At 66.2% G+C, this 17,857-nt stretch carries 12 protein-coding genes and 2 tRNA genes; 6 read left to right on the top strand and 8 right to left on the bottom strand.

Features of this window, described 5'->3' with window-relative positions; genetic code table 11:
* Window positions 1-96 precede the first annotated feature (96 nt).
* Window positions 97-1,548: a dihydrolipoyl dehydrogenase family protein gene (locus B0G38_RS20040; RefSeq protein ID WP_264671081.1), complete on the bottom strand. Its 1,452-nt coding sequence runs from the start codon at window positions 1,546-1,548 to the stop codon at window positions 97-99.
* Between the two features lie 78 nt (window positions 1,549-1,626).
* On the opposite strand from B0G38_RS20040, the gene B0G38_RS20045 reads away from it, so the two are divergent.
* From B0G38_RS20045 to B0G38_RS20055, 3 genes are all read left to right on the top strand, one after another.
* Window positions 1,627-2,148 carry a SixA phosphatase family protein gene (locus B0G38_RS20045; protein ID WP_264671082.1) on the top strand — a complete coding sequence of 174 codons (522 nt, stop codon included), beginning with the start codon at window positions 1,627-1,629 and terminating at the stop codon, window positions 2,146-2,148.
* Window positions 2,149-2,394: 246 nt separating this feature from the next.
* Window positions 2,395-4,068, top strand: a complete 1,674-nt coding sequence (locus B0G38_RS20050; RefSeq protein ID WP_264671083.1) for an HNH endonuclease signature motif containing protein — start codon at window positions 2,395-2,397, stop codon at window positions 4,066-4,068.
* Window positions 4,069-4,070: 2 nt separating this feature from the next.
* Window positions 4,071-4,325, top strand: a complete 255-nt coding sequence (locus tag B0G38_RS20055) for an AsnC family protein (protein ID WP_264671084.1) — start codon at window positions 4,071-4,073, stop codon at window positions 4,323-4,325.
* A gap of 113 nt (window positions 4,326-4,438) precedes the next feature.
* Here B0G38_RS20055 and B0G38_RS20060 read toward each other — a convergent pair.
* A tRNA-Arg gene (locus tag B0G38_RS20060) sits at window positions 4,439-4,515 on the bottom strand.
* A 316-nt stretch (window positions 4,516-4,831) separates the two neighbouring features.
* Between B0G38_RS20060 and B0G38_RS20065 the strand changes: the two genes are divergently transcribed.
* Both B0G38_RS20065 and B0G38_RS20070 read left to right on the top strand, forming a co-directional pair.
* Entirely contained in the window at window positions 4,832-6,673 is a 1,842-nt protein-coding gene (locus B0G38_RS20065; protein ID WP_264671085.1) for a phosphoenolpyruvate carboxykinase (GTP), read from the top strand.
* Between the two features lie 127 nt (window positions 6,674-6,800).
* A complete protein-coding gene (locus B0G38_RS20070) occupies window positions 6,801-9,428 on the top strand; it encodes a PEP/pyruvate-binding domain-containing protein (protein WP_264671086.1) in 2,628 nt (875 codons plus the stop codon).
* Between the two features lie 85 nt (window positions 9,429-9,513).
* Here the strand turns inward: B0G38_RS20070 and B0G38_RS20075 are convergent, their stop codons facing one another.
* From B0G38_RS20075 to B0G38_RS20090, 4 genes are all read right to left on the bottom strand, one after another.
* Window positions 9,514-10,686 (bottom strand): globin domain-containing protein, encoded by a 1,173-nt coding sequence (locus B0G38_RS20075; protein ID WP_264671087.1) that lies wholly within the window; start codon window positions 10,684-10,686, stop codon window positions 9,514-9,516.
* 108 nt (window positions 10,687-10,794) lie between these two features.
* Window positions 10,795-11,244: an RrF2 family transcriptional regulator gene (locus B0G38_RS20080; RefSeq protein WP_264671088.1), complete on the bottom strand. Its 450-nt coding sequence runs from the start codon at window positions 11,242-11,244 to the stop codon at window positions 10,795-10,797.
* 57 nt (window positions 11,245-11,301) lie between these two features.
* A complete protein-coding gene (locus B0G38_RS20085; RefSeq protein WP_169992935.1) occupies window positions 11,302-11,772 on the bottom strand; it encodes a hypothetical protein in 471 nt (156 codons plus the stop codon).
* A 3-nt stretch (window positions 11,773-11,775) separates the two neighbouring features.
* Window positions 11,776-13,185, bottom strand: coding sequence for a phosphomannomutase/phosphoglucomutase (locus tag B0G38_RS20090; protein WP_264671089.1), 1,410 nt, complete (start codon window positions 13,183-13,185; stop codon window positions 11,776-11,778).
* A gap of 70 nt (window positions 13,186-13,255) precedes the next feature.
* Here B0G38_RS20090 and B0G38_RS20095 point away from each other — a divergent pair, with 70 nt between their 5' ends.
* Complete coding sequence (locus tag B0G38_RS20095) at window positions 13,256-15,418, top strand: RecQ family ATP-dependent DNA helicase (protein ID WP_413542097.1); 2,163 nt, start codon at window positions 13,256-13,258, stop codon at window positions 15,416-15,418.
* Window positions 15,419-15,547: 129 nt separating this feature from the next.
* Here the strand turns inward: B0G38_RS20095 and B0G38_RS20100 are convergent.
* Together B0G38_RS20100 and B0G38_RS20105 are read right to left on the bottom strand one after the other, a co-directional pair.
* Window positions 15,548-15,635, bottom strand: a tRNA-Ser gene (locus B0G38_RS20100).
* A 94-nt stretch (window positions 15,636-15,729) separates the two neighbouring features.
* Window positions 15,730-17,814: a prolyl oligopeptidase family serine peptidase gene (locus tag B0G38_RS20105; RefSeq protein ID WP_264671090.1), complete on the bottom strand. Its 2,085-nt coding sequence runs from the start codon at window positions 17,812-17,814 to the stop codon at window positions 15,730-15,732.
* Window positions 17,815-17,857: the final 43 nt, after the last annotated feature.

Genomic DNA, 17,857 nt, shown 5'->3' on the forward strand with positions numbered 1-17,857 from the left:
CACACCACAATTTAGTGGCTACAAACGGTGGTACAAAAGAGGGCTGATCACCCGGAACCACAAGGAACCAGGGCGATCAGCCCACGTAACTTCGGTTTAGAGTCCGTATTCCTCCAACAGCCGGAGCCAGACTTCGCTGATGGTGGGGTAGGCCGGAACCGCATGCCAGAGGCGATCCACCGGAACCTGGCCGACGACGGCGATGGTCGCCGCGTGCAGCAACTCACTGACATCGGGCCCGGCGAAGGTGGCGCCAAGAATGACTTTGCGGTCCTCGTCGATCACCAGCTGCGCCCAACCGTCATATCCGTCGGCGTGCAGCGCGGAGCCGGCGACGGCGATCGGCAGTTCTACGGCCCTGGCATTGGCGCCATTCTTCCGCGCCTGCTCAAGTGTCAGCCCGACCATCGCCACTTCCGGATCCGTGAAGACCACGGACGGTACCGCAGCCTCGTCCGCGGTGGCCGCGAACCGGCTCCACGGTTCCGGAGTGCCGCTGCCCAGGTCGCCCGCGACCCTTGCAGCGATCGCCTCTCCGGTGGCACGGGCCTCGTACTTCCCTTGGTGGGTCAGGAGCGCCTTGCCCGCGGCGTCTCCGACGGCGTAAAGCCAGCCGTCCTCGACGCCGGCCACCTGTCCGCTGGAATCGGTCTCAAGTTTCTCGGGGACCACACCCACGGATTCAAGTCCCAGGTCGGCCAGGGCCGGATGGCGTCCGGTGGAAACCAGCAGTTTGGCGCCACTGACAATCGAAGGCGCGGCGCCGCCGTCGCTATTTGTCGGTACCAACGTCAGATGGATGCCTGAGTCATTCTGTGTGGCCTTCTGGGTGGTGGTGTGCAGCCGGATGTCGATGCCCTCCTCGCGCAGCCCGGCCTCCACCAGACGGCGTGCCGGCTCCGGATAATTGGCCAGCAGATCGCCCCGGGCAACCAGCGTGACGGCCGCTCCCAGCCGGGCATAGGCCTGCGCCAGTTCCGCCCCGGACACGCCGCCGCCGAGCACCAGCAGGTTTTGCGGAATCTCCTGCGAAGCGGTGGCCTCCCGCGTGCCCCAGAAATCAACGCGGTCCAAACCCTCGATCGGCGGGATTATGGGCACGGAGCCGGTCGCCAGCACAACCGCGTGGCCAGCCTCGATGGAGGTGGTGGCGCCGTCCTCCGCAGCCAGTTCCACCATGCACGTGCCGGTCAGCCGCGCCGTGCCGCGGAGCAGTTCGATGCCCGCGCCGTGCACCCATTCCACCTGCGACTTGTCGTCCCAGTGCGAGGTAAAGCCGTCCCGGCGCTTGAGCACTGCGTCGACATCCAGCGTCCCGGTGACCGCCTGCTTGGCGCCGTCTATGCTTCGCGCGGCATTTACAGCGGTGCCAGGGCGTAAAAGTGCCTTCGAAGGCATACATGCCCAATAGGAACACTCACCGCCCACAAGCGCCTTTTCGATCAGGACGGTCTTCAAGCCACCGCGCGCCGTGCGTTCGGCGACGTTTTCGCCAACGGCTCCGGCGCCAATAACTACTACATCTACCTTCATCGTCTGATCCGCCATGCTCCGAGCCTTGCAGCTGCTCCGTCCGGGCACAAGGGACACAAAGGGCCGATTAGGCGCCGCAGCTAGACTCGGAGGATGAGCGAGCACCACATCAAGAAGCTGCTGATCCTGCGCCATGCCAAGGCTGCCTGGCCGCTGGGCGTGGAGGATCACGAGCGGCCGCTGGCGCAGCGAGGGCACAATGAGGCGCCGCTGATTGGCCGGTGGATGGTGGAGCAGGGCCACATTCCCGACTTCATTCTGTGTTCGTCCGCGCTTCGCACGCGGCAGACCTGCACCTGGATCTGCAACGCGCTCGGCGACAAGGCGCCCACCCCGATGCTCTCCGACGGAATCTACGAAGCCTCCGCCACGCAGGTGCTTAGCGAGATCAACCAGCTCCCGGACACCATCACGAGCTTGCTGGTGATCAGCCACATGCCCGCGGTGCAGAATCTGGCCATGCGGCTCGCCTCGGTGGAATCGGACGAGGAATCGGTGATGGACATGGCCTTGCACTACCCGACATCCGGCCTGACGGTCTTCGAACATGAGAAGAGCTGGGCCGAACTCGATGGACGCGACGCCAAGCTGACGCGGTTCGTCGTGCAGCGCTGAGCCGGCAAGCCCCAGAGCAGTCCGGAAAAGCTCACGGACGCTCCCAGTCAGGATCCAAATAACGACGGCGGTGGCTTGCCTTGCGCTAAGGCGCGCTGCAGGGCTTACGGCCCGTCGCAAGTACGTCGCCCATCGCCGGCCTTCGGCCACGGGTGCCGGAAAGTTTTCTGGCGTTTTTCTGCCATGCTCCGCCCCGTGGTGTGTGGGCGGTCACAAACTGTCAGAGGCGGTTCGTAGGGTGGGTGTATGGAAGACTTCCAGTTTGATTTCATACCGGCGCCGGAGCGGGACCTGGAGCGTGGCTTGCGGGCGCTCGGCCTGGCGGGGAGTTCGCTGCTGGAAATCATGCTGCATAAGGTCCTCCTGGACGCCTGGGCCGAGGAGAATCTGGCCTTCGGCGGCCGGCTCGGGGACCCTTTCGACGAAGCGGCCGAGGAAGCCGCGGAGGAGGCCGGCCAGGTGCTGGCGAAGGCTGCGGTGCTGCCGGAGGCGCCGGGCCTGCCGGAGGCGCCGGGCCTGCCGGAGGGCTGGGAGGACCTCGCGCCGGCGGCGCTGGCCGGGGTGCTGGAACGGATTGATCCGGAGGCCCTCGATGATGTCGGGACCATTGATTACCTGCAGGCATGCGCGAAAACCGTGGCGTGGCTGCAGTCCGGCCGGGTGAAGGCATTGAACCGGTTCACCGAACTGCGCCCGGCCGAAGACGCCGAGACCGGCAACGCGCACGGGTTCTCCTCCTGCGCCGCAACGGAGATCGCCGCGGCCCTGGCCCAGCCCCGCGGCAGCGCGGAAAAGGATCTGGCCGAGGCCGCGCAACTGTGCGAGCATTTGCCGGGCACGGTGGAGGCCATGGCCGCCGGGGACCTGGACCTGCCGCGGGCCACCGCCATCGCCCGCGGCTCCGCCGACCTGCCCGAAAACCTGCTGCCCGCGTTCGAGGCCAAGGTCCTGCCCAAAGCCGGGAAGATCACCGTGGACACCGTGCGGGCCCGGGCCCGCAAGGCCCGCGAACGGCTGCACCCGGAAACCCTCACCGTCCGCCACGAAAAAGCGAACCAGTCCCGCAACGTCGGTCTCGTGCCGCAGGATGACGGGATGGCCGAAGTCTGGTTCCGCTGCAGCGCGGACAAGGCGCTCATGGTGTTCAACCTGGTCCAGGCCCTCTCGAAGAAGCTGCAAGGCCCCGAAGAGGCCCGCACCCTGCCCCAGCTGCGCGCCGATGTCATCACCGACCTGATCCTCCACGGCAGCGGGACTGGCACCTGCGGCGGCAACGGCAACGGCAGCGCAGCCACCGGGAACGGCAACGGCACCGGCAGCTGTACCAGCAGCGCAGCCACCCGGACCGGGAACGGAACCTGCAAGGGTACGGGGACCGGTGCCGGGGCCGGTGTGACCGCCAGTGTCGCGGTCACATTGTCGTTGGAGACCGCGGCAAGGTTGAGCGAGGAACCTGGCGAACTCGCCGGCTACGGGCCGATCCCGCCGGAAATGGCACGCAACCTCGCCGGACTCGCGGAATCCTGGCTGCCGGTCCTGACCGATGAATACCACAACGCGATCGCCGCCGCGAAAGACCTCAGACACCCGCCCGAATGGCTGAAACGACTCGTCCGGTTACGCGACGGGCACTGCAGCGGCCCCGGCTGCCGCGTCGAAGCCCGGTTCTGCGAAATTGACCACACCATCGCCTGGGAAGACGGCGGTAAAACAGTGCTCGAAAATCTTAAAGCCGCCTGCAAACCCGACCATCGTGCGAAGCACAAAGGTGGCTGGAAAGTCACCCAATACGCCGACGGCAGCACCATTTGGAAATCGCGGACCGGCCACGAATGGACCAGCACTCCCGAAAACAGCTGGTCCATCCGCCCGCCAACCGAACCACCACCACCGGATCTCTACTCCCCGCCACCGTTCTAGAAATGATTGACGCCACCAAATCGTCAACGTATCCTGACGGCATGGCCTCAAAAACTGGTCTCAGCCAAGCTGAAGGTGGCGATCCATTGCAGGAACTCGGCGCTATTCGCAAGGCCCGACTGCAAATGGAGCGGCAGGAGCACTACTGGGTGCTGCAAGCTCGCAACGCCGACGTTAGTTGGGCGGCCATTGCCGCAGTCCTGGGTGTGAGCAAGCAGGCGGCTCATCAAAAGTTTCGCAAGCGGCCCGCCGAGTGATGTAAGAGAGTCGACTGACATAGGGATCAGCCTGATCGCGCACCATCTGCAAGCAAACGGTTCCGGAAACAAAAAAGAGGCCCGGTCAAATATTGACCGAGCCTCATCTCGAGTGGTGCGCCCAGAGGGATTCGAACCCCCGGCCTTCTGTTCCGTAGACAGACGCTCTATCCAGCTGAGCTATGGGCGCTTTGGCCTCGCGGCCGGATATAACTCTAGCGTGTTTCCTTCCGGTCACCAAATCGGCGCTGGGGCGAGGATCGCCACCCCTCAAAACCCCCGGGATCATGCGGATGACTCGACATTTAGGCCCTCGATGACTAATGTGAACTAGACCGGTCTATATGACCTTTATCACTTAAAGCGCGATGCCCGAAAGGAAAAACCCTGATTTTCCGCGGTTGACAGCAACATCGATCAGTGGTTTGCGTTACAAAGCTGCAGTCCGGTCTACTCCATGGCCCATAGCATCAATACACACCACTGGCCCGAGAAAGGGAAGAGTCATGGGCGATAACGCGCGTCAGCCGGTTCTTGACGAAACACTCGAGAACGCACCAACTACACATGCCAAGCTTCTGGCCTGGGTTTCCGAAGTTTCCGAGCTGACGCAGCCTGACTCAGTCTATTGGGTGGACGGTTCGGAAGCCGAGTACAAGCAACTGACGGATGAACTGGTCGAGGCAGGCACGCTCAAGCGGCTGAACCCCGAATTGTTCCCGAACTCCTTTGCCGGCTCCTCCGATCCTAAGGACGTGGCCCGCGTCGAAGAGCGGACGTTTATCTGCTCGGAGAACGAACGCGACTCCGGCTTCACCAACAACTGGATGGAACCGGCCAAGATGAAGGGCATCCTGCGGGAGCGCTTCGCCGGCAGCATGCGTGGCCGCACCATGTATGTGATCCCGTTCGTCATGGGACACCTGGACGCAGAAGATCCGAAGTTCGGCGTCGAAATTACCGACAGCGCTTACGTGGTCGCCTCCATGCGCATCATGGCCCGCATCGGCTCGGATGTGCTGCGCAAGATCGAAGAGCTGGATGCCTTCTTCGTGCCGGCACTGCACTCCGTAGGCGCTCCACTGGAGCCGGGTCAGCAGGATGTTCCGTGGCCGTGCAACGAGGAGAAGTGGATTGTCCACTTCCCCGAGGAGCGCTCCATCTGGTCCTACGGTTCCGGCTATGGTGGCAACGCGCTGTTGGGCAAGAAGTGCTACTCCCTGCGCATCGCGTCTGTCATGGCCCGCGACGAGGGTTGGCTTGCCGAGCACATGCTGATCCTCAAGCTGACCAGCCCGGAGAACAAGGCTTACCACATCGCCGCTGCCTTCCCCTCGGCCTGTGGCAAGACCAATCTGGCCCTGCTGGATCCGACCATCGAGGGATGGAAGGCCGAGACCCTCGGCGACGACATCAACTGGATGCGCTTCGGCAAAGAAGGCGAGCTGCGGGCGGTCAACCCTGAATTCGGCCTGTTCGGTGTGGCGCCGGGTACGGGGTGGAGCACCAACCCCAACGCCATGCGCGCCATTGCCAAGGGCAACTCCATCTTCACCAACGTGGCGCTGACCGACGACGGCGGTGTCTGGTGGGAGGGCATGACGGATGAAGTTCCCGAGCGTCTGACCGACTGGCAGGGCAACGAATGGACCCCGGAGGCGGGCCGTCCCGCCGCGCACCCGAACTCGCGGTTCTGCACACCGATCGACCAGGTCGACATGCTGGCACCGGAGTACCACGACCCGCAGGGCGTGGCCATTGACGCCATCCTCTTCGGCGGACGCCGCAAGACCACCATCCCGCTGGTCACCGAGGCCCGCGACTGGACCAACGGCATCTTCATGGGCTCCACGTTGTCCTCGGAAACCACTGCCGCTGCAGCCGGTGCCGTGGGTGTGGTCCGCCGCGACCCGATGGCAATGCTGCCCTTCATGGGTTACGACGCCGGCGATTACCTGCGCCACTGGATCACCGTTTCCGGCAAGGGCAACCAGGAGCGTCTGCCCAAGATCTTCCTGGTCAACTGGTTCCGCCGCACGGCCGACGGTGGCTTCGCGTGGCCGGGCTTCGGGGACAACTCCCGAGTGCTGAAGTGGGCCATCGAGCGGATCGAAGGCAAGGCCAAGGCCACGGAAACGCCGATCGGCTTCGTGCCGACGCCGGACTCCCTCGATCTCACCGGTCTAGACATGACGCCGGAACAGGTTGAGGAAGCCGTCAAGGTTGATCCTGCTGAATGGGCCGAAGAGCTCAAGGGCATCGAGGAATGGTACGCCCGCTTCGGGGAGTCCCTGCCGGAGCAGCTGTCCGCACAGCTGAAGGTGCTGCAGGAGCGCTTCGCCGCGTAAGGTTCCCTGCCGCTAGGACCGTACGGAAGCAGGTCCCGACAATTGAGTCGGGGCCTGCTTCTTTTAACGGGCTCCGGGCGTATCTTGTAGAGGACCGGCCGTCGGCGACCCTCGGAGGATCCTCAGAATGACTGAAAGCGCATTTGTGGGACGGCTGGCCGGGTTCTGCGCCGATGATATCGCCTTGGCAGGCGGCAAGGGCGCCAACCTCGGTGAGCTGATCCGCACCAGCTTTCCCGTGCCGGACGGCTTCGTCATTACCACCCGGGCGTACGCCGCCCTGCTGGACTCCACGCCGCTCGGCGGGAAACTGGCGGAACTGCTGCAATTGGGCGCGGACGGTGCCAGTATCAGGTCGGAATTTGCAGCCACGAGCCTTCCGCCAAAGATCCGGGCGGCAGTAGCGGATGCATATGCTCAGCTGGGTTCGAAACCAGTAGCCGTGCGATCGAGTGCCACGGCCGAGGACCTGCCGGGCGCAGCCTTCGCCGGCCAGCAGGACACCTACCTCAATGTTGTCGGCGAGGATGCGGTGATCCAGGCCGTGGCGGATTGCTGGGCCTCGCTCTGGACGGACCGGGCGATCGCTTACCGCCAGCGGCAGCGGATCGATCCGCATGAGGTGGCTATCGCCGTCGTCGTTCAGGACATGGTTCCGGCAGAGATGGCCGGCGTGATGTTCGGCGCGAACCCCGTAACCGGTGCGCGGGACGAGATTGTCGTGGATGCCAGCAGCGGGCTGGGGGAAGCCGTGGTCTCCGGCCTGGTTACGCCGGACCATTATGTTCTCGACAGCGCTGGACGCCTGAGGGATTATGCCCCTGGGCGACGTGAAGTAGTGATTCACGCGTACGACGACGGCGGAACCGGCGAGACCCGAGCCGCCAGCGAGAACGGCGGGATCAGCGATGTCCCCGGTGCCCGCGAGGGCCGCGGTCGCGTCCGGGCCAACGCGGACCTGCAGCCTTCGCTTAGCCCGGCACAGCTCGCGGAACTGGTGCGGCTGGCGCGGCAGGCGGCGGAGCTGTTCGGCCGGCCGCAGGACATGGAATGGGCGGTAGCCGGGGATCGGATCTACGTCCTGCAGTCACGTCCGATGACAGCACTGCCGCCACAACCGCTGAAACTGAACCGGTTCCAGAAGCTGATGGGGCCGTTCTTCCTCGAAATGTTCACGCAGCGGCCCTACCCGTTGGATGTCTCGGGCTGGATAGATCAGGGAATCGGCGCCATGCTCCGGGGAATGGCGGGCAGCGTTGGCGTCCGGTTCCCGTCCATTGAACAGCTGCTGCCGGAAGAAGACGGGGTGGTGGTCCGGCTGGTTCCACCGATCCCGCGGCCAACGCTCCGGACCGTCGCAGCGCCCATGTCCATCGCCCTGCGCGTCCGCCGGTTCAGGCCGGACAAATGGACAGAGGACGGCCGGTTCACCGCGTTCCTGGCCGAGGTGGAACAACTGAATGCGCGGGATCCGGAGCCGCTGCGCTGGCACGAAGTTATCCGGTTGGCCGAGGACGCCTTCGCCGCGATTCACTGGATTACCGAACTGCGCGCCGCCTATCTGCCCGGGGCGTTTGTCCCGCAGGCCAAGCTGCGCTTGTTACTGCTGCTGCTGGGCAAGCCCCGGCTGGCCTCTGCGCTGGTCGCCGGCGCCGAAACCCGCACCAGCCAGGCCAACCGCGCTCTGGAGCAGCTGGCGGAGGGCATCCAGCGCGATCCCGCTCTCTCCGCGGCGTTTGATGAATTGGCCGCAGCGGAGCTGCTCGTCCGGCTGAATGAGCCGGATTTCGCCGGCTTCCGCGCTGATTTCGACGCTTTCCTGACAGTGTACGGCCACCGCGAGACAGTCAGCATTGTGCTCAGCAGCGCACCCACCTGGTCCGGCGCTCCCGATGTGGTGCTCGGCCTGGTCAAGGCGATGCTGGGCGAACGGCACCAGGGCGCTGACCAGACCGGACAGGCCCTGCGGGAGCTGGAGCGGCATCCCGCCCTCCGGTTTGGACCGCTCCGGCGCCAGATCGAGGGCGCCGTCGCGGCCGCCAAAGCCGGCATGGCGTTCCGCGAAGACACCCACTTCTACGCCACCAAACTGCTGCCGCCGCTGCGCCGGGCGCTGCTGGAGCTCGGGCAGAGGCTGGCCGCGGTCGGTGTGCTGGAGTCACCGGACCAGGTCCACCACCTGCGCTTCGACGAACTCCAAACGATGACAATCGGAGGCGGAGGCGGAGGCGGAGGCGGCAGCGCTGGCGGTGGCCGCGACGGCATCGGCAACGGCATCGGCGACGGCGCGGTACTGCCGGCCGCCGAACGCGAGCGGTACCGCCGCGTGGTGCTGGCGCGCGAGGCAAAGCGCCGCGAGCTCGAAGGTATTCCCTTGCTGCCGACGGATGCCCTCTTCGCCGGCAGGCGCCGGCACGGGAATGCCCTGGTTTCCGGCACAGCGGCCAGCGCAGGCCGGGCGGCCGGACGGGTCCGGGTGATCCGCTCGCCGGCGGACTTCGGCACCTTGGTCAGCGGGGAGGTTCTCGTCTGCCCGTACACCAATCCCTCGTGGACGCCGTTGTTCCAGCGCGCCGCCGCCGTCGTTGTGGACGCTGGCGGCCTCGGCTCGCACGCCGCGATCGTAGCGCGCGAGTACGGCATTCCCGCGGTGATGGGAACCGGTACCGGAACGGATGTGCTGCGGGACGGTCAGCAGGTCCTCGTGGATGGTTCCGCCGGTCTGGTCCTGCCCGCCGGCGATGAGCGCGCCTGACGATGAGTGCGCTTAACAACGACGGCGGCCCGGACATTTCCGGGCCGCCGACTGTTGGGATGGTGGCTGCTTTTTTCGAGGGGCCTTAGTTTGCCGAGGCGAGCCAGAGATCCGGGCCGAAGACCTCGTAGTGGATCTTGGTGGCGGGGATACCGGCGTCGATCGCCTGGTTGCGGATGGACTTCATGAACGGCAGCGGGCCGCAGACGTAGACGGAGGCGTCGACCGGCAGTTCTACATCCTGCAGGGTCATGAAGCCTGTGCTGGCGCCTTCGGCCGGCTCTTCGAGCCACAGCTTGAGGTTGGCGCCGTCGAGCTTTTCGATGTCGTTGACCATCTGGTCGCGCAACGCCCAGGCTTCCAGGTTCTTCTCCGCGTGCAGGACCATTACTTCGCGGCTGGAACCCTGCCGGGCCAGGGAGCGCAGTGCGGACGCGGACGGGGTGCAGCCGATGCCTGCGGTGGCGAAGACTACCGGGTTGTCGCCCTCGTCCAGGGTGACGTCGCCGTAGGGGTTGGACAGCTCGAGGACATCGTCGACCTGGACGGTGCGGTGGAGCACGGGGGAGACCTCGCCGCCGTCGTCGAGTTTGGTGGTGAAGACCCGGCGTTCGGTGGAGTGGACGTCGGCGGAGAGCGAGTACTGGCGGACCTGGCGCAGGCCGTCGGGCAGCTGGACCTTGACGCTGACGAACTGGCCGGGGCGGGCGACGGTGGCCGGGGTGTCATCCGCCGGCTCGAGGACGAAGGTCATGGCGCCGGTGCCGGCCGGGTTCTTCTCCACGACCTTCCACGGCGTCCACATCTTGTCATTGGCCTGCTGTGCGTAGAGGCCCTTTTCGATCTTGATCAGGGCGTTGGCCATCAACCAGTAGACCTCGGTCCAGGCTTCGGCGATCTCCGCGGTGATCACATCGGCCAGCTCTTCGGCGATGGCTTCGAAGAGGTACTTGTAGACGATGTCGTACTGGTCTTCGGTGATGCCCAGCGAGGTGTGCTTGTTGGCGATGCGGCTGAGCATGGTCTCGGGGATCAGATCGGGGTTGGCGACCAAGGCGGAGGCGAAGGCGGCGATGGAACCGGCCAAGGCCTTCTGCTGCTCCCCGTTGCGCTGGTTGGCGCGGCTGAAAAGCCCGTCAAGGAGTTCCGGATGCGCCGCGAACATGCGGCTGTAGAAGTTCGGTGTAATGCTCCCCAACCGTTCGCCCACGAGGGGGAGGGTGGCTTCAATGATGGGGCGGGATTTCTCCGAGAGCATCGTTACTCCTTGGGTCGGAAGGTGGTTGATGCCTCAAAAGTAGCATCCCAAATGCTGGTTTAAATCCACATTTCTACCACGTGTAGAAACTTCCTTGATTTTTCGCGCCTAGGCCGGGCGGCGTGTGTTCAACATCACAAAGACCGGCTCCATTTGGGCCTGATGCGGCAGGCTCGAGACGACCAGATCGTCGAGTTCGCGGTAGAAGGCCTCGCGGGCGCGGCGCAGGGCCCCGCGCAGGCCGCAGTTGTTGCTCATCGGGCAGTTGCCGGCGGCGCTTTCGCAGTCGACTAGGTCTTCGCGCTCGTCCAGTTCGCGCAGGAGCCAGCCCACCGTCGTCGTACGCCCTTTGGCGCTCAAACGCACGCCTCCGGAGCGGCCGCGGACCGCGTCCACGAGGCCGAGGGAGCGCAGTTTCAGGACTGCTTTGCTGACGTGGTTGTAGGGAGTTCCGACGCCGTCGGCTATGGCCTGTGTTGTCAGCAGTTCGCCTTCGGGCGAGGCGCTGAGCAGCATGAGGGCGCGCAGGCACACGTCAGAGAAGGCATTGATCCGCATGCAGGCATTCTAACGCCGCTGAGTCGATGCTCCGTCCGGAGGTTGCTCCGTCCGGTGTTAGGCGGGCGGCCAGACGATCCGGTCCTGCGGGTCGATGAACGGGTCGGGGTAGGTCCACTCGCCGTCGTCGTCATGGCTGTAGGGCTGGATGGCCGCGATGGCGGCTCCCCACGAATGCTCGGTGGCGACGTGGATGGCGTCCGTGTCATTGTCGGGCAGGTAGATGTCGCTGATCACTGCGATCGCGCGGAACTGCGACTTCTCCTGCTGCAACGCGGTGTAGATGTCCTGGATCATGGCATCCGCGTCCACCTCGTCGGATTCCTCGTCGCCCTCGATGTCCTCGGGCTGGACGGCGATCAGCCGCAGCTCGCCGTCGGTGGTCATGACCAGGCCCACCGGCAGGAAGGCGCCGTGTTCTTCCAGCTGCTCCTGCGCCATGCCCAGGCCCGTGCCGAAGAGCGTGTCGATGTCGTTCAGGACCTCAGGTTCTATACCTTCGCGCCACGAAGTGCCCTCTGTGCTCATTGGTTATTCCCTTACCAGTCCCAGGACGGTGTCCCGGACCTTGTCCAGTGTTGCGGTGTCGATGGCTTCTGCGTTCAGGCGCAGGAAGGGCTCGGTGTTGGACGGGCGGAGGTTGAACCACCAGGAGCCGTCGCGGGCGGTGAAAGTCACACCGTCGAGTTCGTCGATGTCCACGTCCTGACCGGCGAACCGGGCGCGGACGCGGGCGACGGCGGCGTCCTTGTCCTCGATCTTCGAGTTGATCTCGCCGGAGGAGACGTACGGCTCGTACTCGTGCGCCAGGACGGAGAGCGGTTGGTCCTGTTCGCCGAGGGCGGCCAGGACGTGCATCGCGGCGAGCATGCCAGTGTCGGCGTTGAAGAAGTCGCGGAAGTAGTAGTGCGCGGAGTGCTCCCCGCCGAACACGGCGCCCTCGGCGGCCATCACGGCTTTGATGAAGGAATGCCCCACCCGGGTGCGCACGGCGCGACCGCCGTCGGTGGCGACGAGTTCGGGCACGGCGCGGGAGGTGATCAGGTTGTGGATGATCACCGGGGTGTCCTCGCCGGCGGCCTTGGCGCGGGCGATTTCGCGGCGGGCCACCAGCGCGGTGACGGCGGAGGGCGAGACGGGGTTGCCTGTTTCGTCGATCACGAAGCAGCGGTCCGCGTCGCCGTCGAACGCCAGGCCGATGTCCGCGCCGTGGGCGACGACGGCGGCCTGCAGGTCGCGCAGGTTTTCCGGTTCCAGCGGGTTGGCCGGGTGGTTCGGGAACGTGCCGTCGAGCTCGAAGTACAGTTCGGTGATTTCCAGCGGCAGCGCGGGCAGCACACCGTCGCCCAGGACCGCGGGGGTGGTCAGTCCGGCCATGCCGTTGCCGGCGTCGACCACGACCTTCAGGCGCCGGGAGCCGGAGAGGTCCACCAGGGAGCGCAGGTAGCCGGCGTAGTCGGCCAGCACGTCCTGTTCGCTGAGCGTGCCGGGACCGGAGGCGGGGATGCCGTCGGTGAGGTAGCGGGCGGCGGTGTCGCGGATCTCGTAGAGTCCGGTGTCGGAGGAGACCGGGACGGCGCCGGGCAGGGCCATTTTCATGCCGTTGTATTCGGCCGGGTTGTGCGAGGCGGTGAAGACGACGCCGGCCGCGGACAGGGTGCCGCAGGCGAAGTAGAGCTCGTCCGTGGAGATCAGGCCCAGCATCTTCGGGTTCGCCCCGCGGGCCGCGGCACCGCGGGCGAAGGCCTGCGCGAACTCGGGGGAGGACGGGCGCATGTCCCCGCCGACTAGGACTGTCTGTCCGGCCAGCCCGAGGACGTCCACAAAGGCGGCGCCGGTGGCCTCCACCGTGGCCGCAGTAATCGTTTCGCCGACGATGCCGCGCACGTCGTACGCCTTGAAGGACTCCTGGAAAGAAACACTAAGATCGAGACTCGTCACCGCCCTAGCTTATAAGGAACCCCTGTGGATAACCGACAGGACTGTCAGGCGCGGCTGTAATACTGGGGTAATGGCTGATTTGCAGAGCATGACCGGACAGGTAACCGACCTTCGGGAAGAAGCAACCGAAATCCTCCGCCGACTGGTGGGAAATCCGGAGGCACAGTTCCACTCGGGGCAGTTTGAGGCTGTGGAAGCTCTGGTGGCCGGGGGCCGGCGGGCACTGGTGGTCCAGCGGACGGGCTGGGGAAAGTCCGCCGTCTACTTCGTGGCAAGCCTGCTGCTGCGTGCCCGGGGCGCCGGCCCAACACTGATCGTCTCTCCGCTGCTCGCGCTGATGCGGGACCAGGTCTCCGCAGCCGAGCGCGCCGGGGTCCGTGCCGCCGCCATCAACTCGGCCAACCAGCTGGAATGGGATGATATCCGCGCCAAGCTGGCAGGCAACAGCGTGGACGTCCTGCTGGTCTCGCCGGAGCGGCTGAACAATCCGCGGTTCCGGGAGGAACAGCTGCCGGAGCTGATCCGCAGTTCGGGCCTGCTGGTGATCGATGAGGCGCACTGCATCTCGGACTGGGGCCATGACTTCCGCCCGGACTACCGGCGCATCCGGGACCTGATCGAGCAGTTGCCCGCTACCGTGCCGGTGCTGGCTACTACCGCGACGGCGAACTCGCGCGTGGTCCACGACATCGAAGAACAGCTCGGGGCCGCGGCCCTTGCCGGCGACGTTGCGGCCGGCGGGGAGGTGCTGACCATCCGCGGTCCGCTGGCGCGGGAATCCCTGCGCCTGGGCGTGCTGCGCCTGCCCAATGCCAGGGCACGCTTGGGCTGGCTGCTGACGCATCTGCACGAACTGCCCGGCAGCGGCATTATCTACGCCCTGACCGTTTCCAACGCCGAGGATACTGCCCGGCTGCTGCGCGAGGCAGGCCACGAAGTGCTCGCCTACACCGGCCGGACGGACCCGGCAGACCGCGAGGCTGCCGAGGCGGCGCTGAAGGACAACAGGGTCAAGGCATTGGTCGCCACCAGCGCCCTGGGCATGGGGTTCGACAAACCGGACCTGGGGTTCGTAGTGCACCTCGGGGCGCCGTCGTCGCCGGTGGCGTACTACCAGCAGGTGGGCCGCGCCGGCCGCGGAACGCCGAACGCTGATGTCTTGCTGCTGCCCGGCCGCGAAGACCGCGACATCTGGGCGTACTTCGCCACCGCGTCCATGCCGAACGAGGACGTTGCGCTGGCCGTCCTGCGGGAACTGGCGCAGCCGGGGTCGGTTCTCTCCACCGCGGCGCTGGAAACCCGCGTCAATCTCAAGCGCTCCCCGCTGGAGCTGCTGCTCAAGGTGCTGGCCGTGGACGGGGCCGTGCAACGGGTTTCGGGCGGCTGGGAAGGCACCGGCCAGCCCTGGGAATATGACCGCGAGCGCTACGAGCGCATTGCCAAGGCGCGCGTCGCGGAGCAGAACTCCATGCTGGACTACGAGAACACCACCGGCTGCCGGATGGAATTCCTCTCCCGGGAGCTGGATGATCCGGCGGCCGCACCGTGCGGCCGCTGCGATAACTGCGCCGGCCGCTGGTATGCGGACTCGGTGGCCGAGTCCGCCACGGAAAGCGCCGATGCCGCCCTGCACCGGGTGGGCGTCGAATTGGATCCGCGCGCCATGTGGCCCACCGGCATGAATCGGCTGGGTGTGGAGGTCAAAGGCAAGATCGGGCCTGGGGAGGCGAACCAGCCCGGCCGTGCCTTGGCCCGTCTGACGGATCTGGGTTGGGGTAGCAAACTGCGCGAGCTGCTGTCCGAACAGGCGCCGGACCAGCCGCTGGACCAGCTGACCCTGCAGGCCTGCGTCCGCGTGCTCGCGGAATGGGGCTGGGCCCAGCGGCCCCTCGCCGTGGTCAGCGTGCCGTCCCGGACCCGCCCGCAACTGGTCGGTTCGCTGGCCGAGGGCCTGGCCAGCATCGGGCAGATGCCCTACCTGGGCGCACTGTCCATGCCCGGCGGCGGTCCGAAGGGCGGCCCGGGCGGCAACAGCGCGTACCGCTTGGCCGACGTCTGGGATCAGTTCGAGGTGCCGGCCGGTGGCGCCGAATGGTTCGCGGGCAATCCGGGGCCGGTCCTGCTGGTGGACGATCTGGCGGACAGCCGGTGGACCGTCACGGTTGCCGGCCGCACATTGCGCCGGGCCGGAGCCGAGGCCGTGCTGCCGTTCGCCCTTGCTCTGAAAGCCTGATGTTCCGGGACTGAGAAGGCCAACGCCCGCCCGGCCGCCGGGCGGGCACGGGGCCACGGACCCCCGGAAATACGGCGCGAAAACGCAAAAGACCCCTGCAGTTCCTCGCGGAACTGCAGGGGTCAAACGCGGAGACGGGGGGATTTGAACCCCCGGTGGGCTTTAGGCCCACACTTCATTAGCAGTGAAGCCCATTCGGCCGCTCTGGCACGTCTCCAAGATGCTGTTGCCAGCCCATCAAGATTACCCAGATAACCGGGTCAGATCAAAACGGGCGCCACCAGGTGGTCTCCTCCGCCGATCTTCATGCCTCAATCGGTGAGCGCGTTCCACAGGAAGGTGTTGGAGAGAGTCTGCAGGCGGGCGGCCTGTTTGTTGTCGCTGGCGCCGGCATGGCCGCCTTCGAGTGCTTCGTGGAACCAGATATTCTCCACGCCCATGTCCCGCATCCGGGCCGCCATTTTTCTCGCCTGCACCGGTCCGACCCGGTCATCGGAGGTCGCCGTCCAGATCAACGTGTCCGGGTACTCGGTTCCCGGCTCAAGCAGGTGGTAGGGCGAGAACGTGCGGATGAAGTCCCACTGCGCCGGGTCCTCCGGGTCGCCGTACTCGGCAATCCACGAGTACCCGGCGGAGAGCTTGGTGTAGCGGGCCATGTCCAGCAGCGGGACCCCGCAGGAGACCGCCCCGAACAGGTGCGGGTACCGGGTGAGCATGTTCCCCACCAGCAGCCCGCCGTTGGAACCGCCCGAGCAGCCCAGACGCTCCCGCCGGGTCACGCCGCGGTCCATCAGATCCTGCGCGACGGCCGCGAAGTCCTCGTACGCGCGGCGCCTGTTGGCTTGCAAAGCGGCGCGGTGCCAGGCCGGGCCGTACTCGCCGCCACCTCGGATGTTGGCGAGCACGTACACTCCGCCGCGCCCGTCCGCCGTGCGCTGCTGCAGCCAGGCCCGGCCGACAGTCCCGCTGTAGGCAGGCGTCCTGCTGACCTCGAACCCGCCGTAACCCGAGAGCAGCGTGGGATTGCCGCCGTCGTACGTGAGGTCTTTGGGCCCTACCTGGAAATACGGGATCTTGGTGCCGTCCTTGGACACGGCGAAATGCTGTTCCACGGTGTGGCCGGAGGCATCGAAGAACGACGGCGACGACTTCACCGCCATGGCCGGCCCACCTGCCACAGTGCCGCGGGAGAGCGCGGACGGCGTGAGGAATCCCGTGGCCACCAGCCAGTAGTCGTCGCTGTCCTCATCGTCCACGGCCGAGGCATCCACCGAATGCAGCGGCGGGCAGGCATCGAGTTCCGCGGCCGCCCAGTCCTTCGCCGGGTCCAGGACCAGCACCTGCGAAGAGACGTCCTGCAGCAGGTTCAGCAGCAGGAAGCTCTGCGTCCAGCTCCAGGACTGCAGCGAGGTGCCGGCATCCGGCGTGAAGAGGGCGATGAGGTCGCGGCTGCCGGCGAGGAAATCCTCGAGCCCGGCGGCCAGCAGCGAGCCGGCCGGGTAGGTGGTACTGGTGCCGGCCGGCTGCCAATCGGTCTGCGGGCGCAGGGTGAGCCACTGATTGTGGAAGCCGACTTCCACGTCAGTGGGCACGTCGATGGGCAGCCATCCGCCGTCGCGCCTGAGGTAGTTGCGGTAGTTGAAGAAATCGATGACGTCCACCGCGATCTCGCGCTCGAAACCTGGGGTGGAGTCGTGGACGGCCTGCGCCAGCATATGCTCGGCGGGCACCTCGAAATACAGTTCGGCGTCCGCCGGTTTCTGGCCCCGGCGCAGGATGCGGCTGGTGCGCGGGTAGGAGGACGTGGTCATGCTGCCGGGCCCGAAGTCCGTTCCAAGCAGGATGCTGTCCTCGTCCAGCCAGCTGGCGTAGGTTTTGGCGGCGGGAATCTCGAAGCCGCCGTCCACGAAGCTGCGGGTTTCGACGTCGAACTCCCGGAGCGTGACCGCGTCCCCGCCGTCGGGGGAGAGCCGCAGCAGCGCGCGCCGGTAGCTGGTGCCGTCCGCGGGGCGGAGGAACTGCGAACCGGCGAAGACCCATTCCGTGCCCTCGGCCGCGGCCAGCGCGTCCACGTCCAGCAGGACATCCCACTCGGGTGAGTCCTGCACGTAGCTCTCCCAGGTGGTGCGCCGCCAGAGGCCGCGGGGGTTCGCCTTGTCCCGCCAGAAGTTGTAGTAGAAATTGCCGCGCTTGGTGACGGCAGGAATCCGGTCTTCCGAATCCAGTACCTCGAGCACGTTCTGCTCCAGCTCCAGGAACTTCTGGTCTACCAGTTTGGTTTCGGTGCGGGCATTCTGGTCCCGGACCCAGTCCAGCGGTTTCTCGCCGTAAATGTCTTCGAGCCAGCGGAATTCGTCGTCGGGCAGGTGGGTAGGCTCCTCAGTCATGCTTCCCATCCTAGGCAGGGCCAGACAACCAAGCCGTCGGGGTCAGGGCAAC

The organism is Crystallibacter permensis, from assembly GCF_025960875.1.
In the GTDB taxonomy this organism is placed as follows: Bacteria; Actinomycetota; Actinomycetes; order Actinomycetales; family Micrococcaceae; genus Crystallibacter; species Crystallibacter permensis.

Excerpts from the sequence above, each read along its gene's own strand:
- B0G38_RS20075 (WP_264671087.1), bottom strand. The coding sequence starts at position 10,686 with ATGCTCTCGGAGAAATCCCGCCCCATCATTGAAGCCACCCTCCCCCTC.
- B0G38_RS20045 (WP_264671082.1), top strand. The coding sequence starts at position 1,627 with ATGAGCGAGCACCACATCAAGAAGCTGCTGATCCTGCGCCATGCCAAG.
- B0G38_RS20080 (WP_264671088.1), bottom strand. The coding sequence starts at position 11,244 with ATGCGGATCAATGCCTTCTCTGACGTGTGCCTGCGCGCCCTCATGCTG.
- B0G38_RS20085 (WP_169992935.1), bottom strand. The coding sequence starts at position 11,772 with ATGAGCACAGAGGGCACTTCGTGGCGCGAAGGTATAGAACCTGAGGTC.
- B0G38_RS20070 (WP_264671086.1), top strand. The coding sequence starts at position 6,801 with ATGACTGAAAGCGCATTTGTGGGACGGCTGGCCGGGTTCTGCGCCGAT.
- B0G38_RS20040 (WP_264671081.1), bottom strand. The coding sequence starts at position 1,548 with ATGGCGGATCAGACGATGAAGGTAGATGTAGTAGTTATTGGCGCCGGA.
- B0G38_RS20065 (WP_264671085.1), top strand. The coding sequence starts at position 4,832 with ATGGGCGATAACGCGCGTCAGCCGGTTCTTGACGAAACACTCGAGAAC.
- B0G38_RS20105 (WP_264671090.1), bottom strand. The coding sequence starts at position 17,814 with ATGGGAAGCATGACTGAGGAGCCTACCCACCTGCCCGACGACGAATTC.
- B0G38_RS20095 (WP_413542097.1), top strand. The coding sequence starts at position 13,256 with ATGGCTGATTTGCAGAGCATGACCGGACAGGTAACCGACCTTCGGGAA.
- B0G38_RS20055 (WP_264671084.1), top strand. The coding sequence starts at position 4,071 with ATGATTGACGCCACCAAATCGTCAACGTATCCTGACGGCATGGCCTCA.
- B0G38_RS20050 (WP_264671083.1), top strand. The coding sequence starts at position 2,395 with ATGGAAGACTTCCAGTTTGATTTCATACCGGCGCCGGAGCGGGACCTG.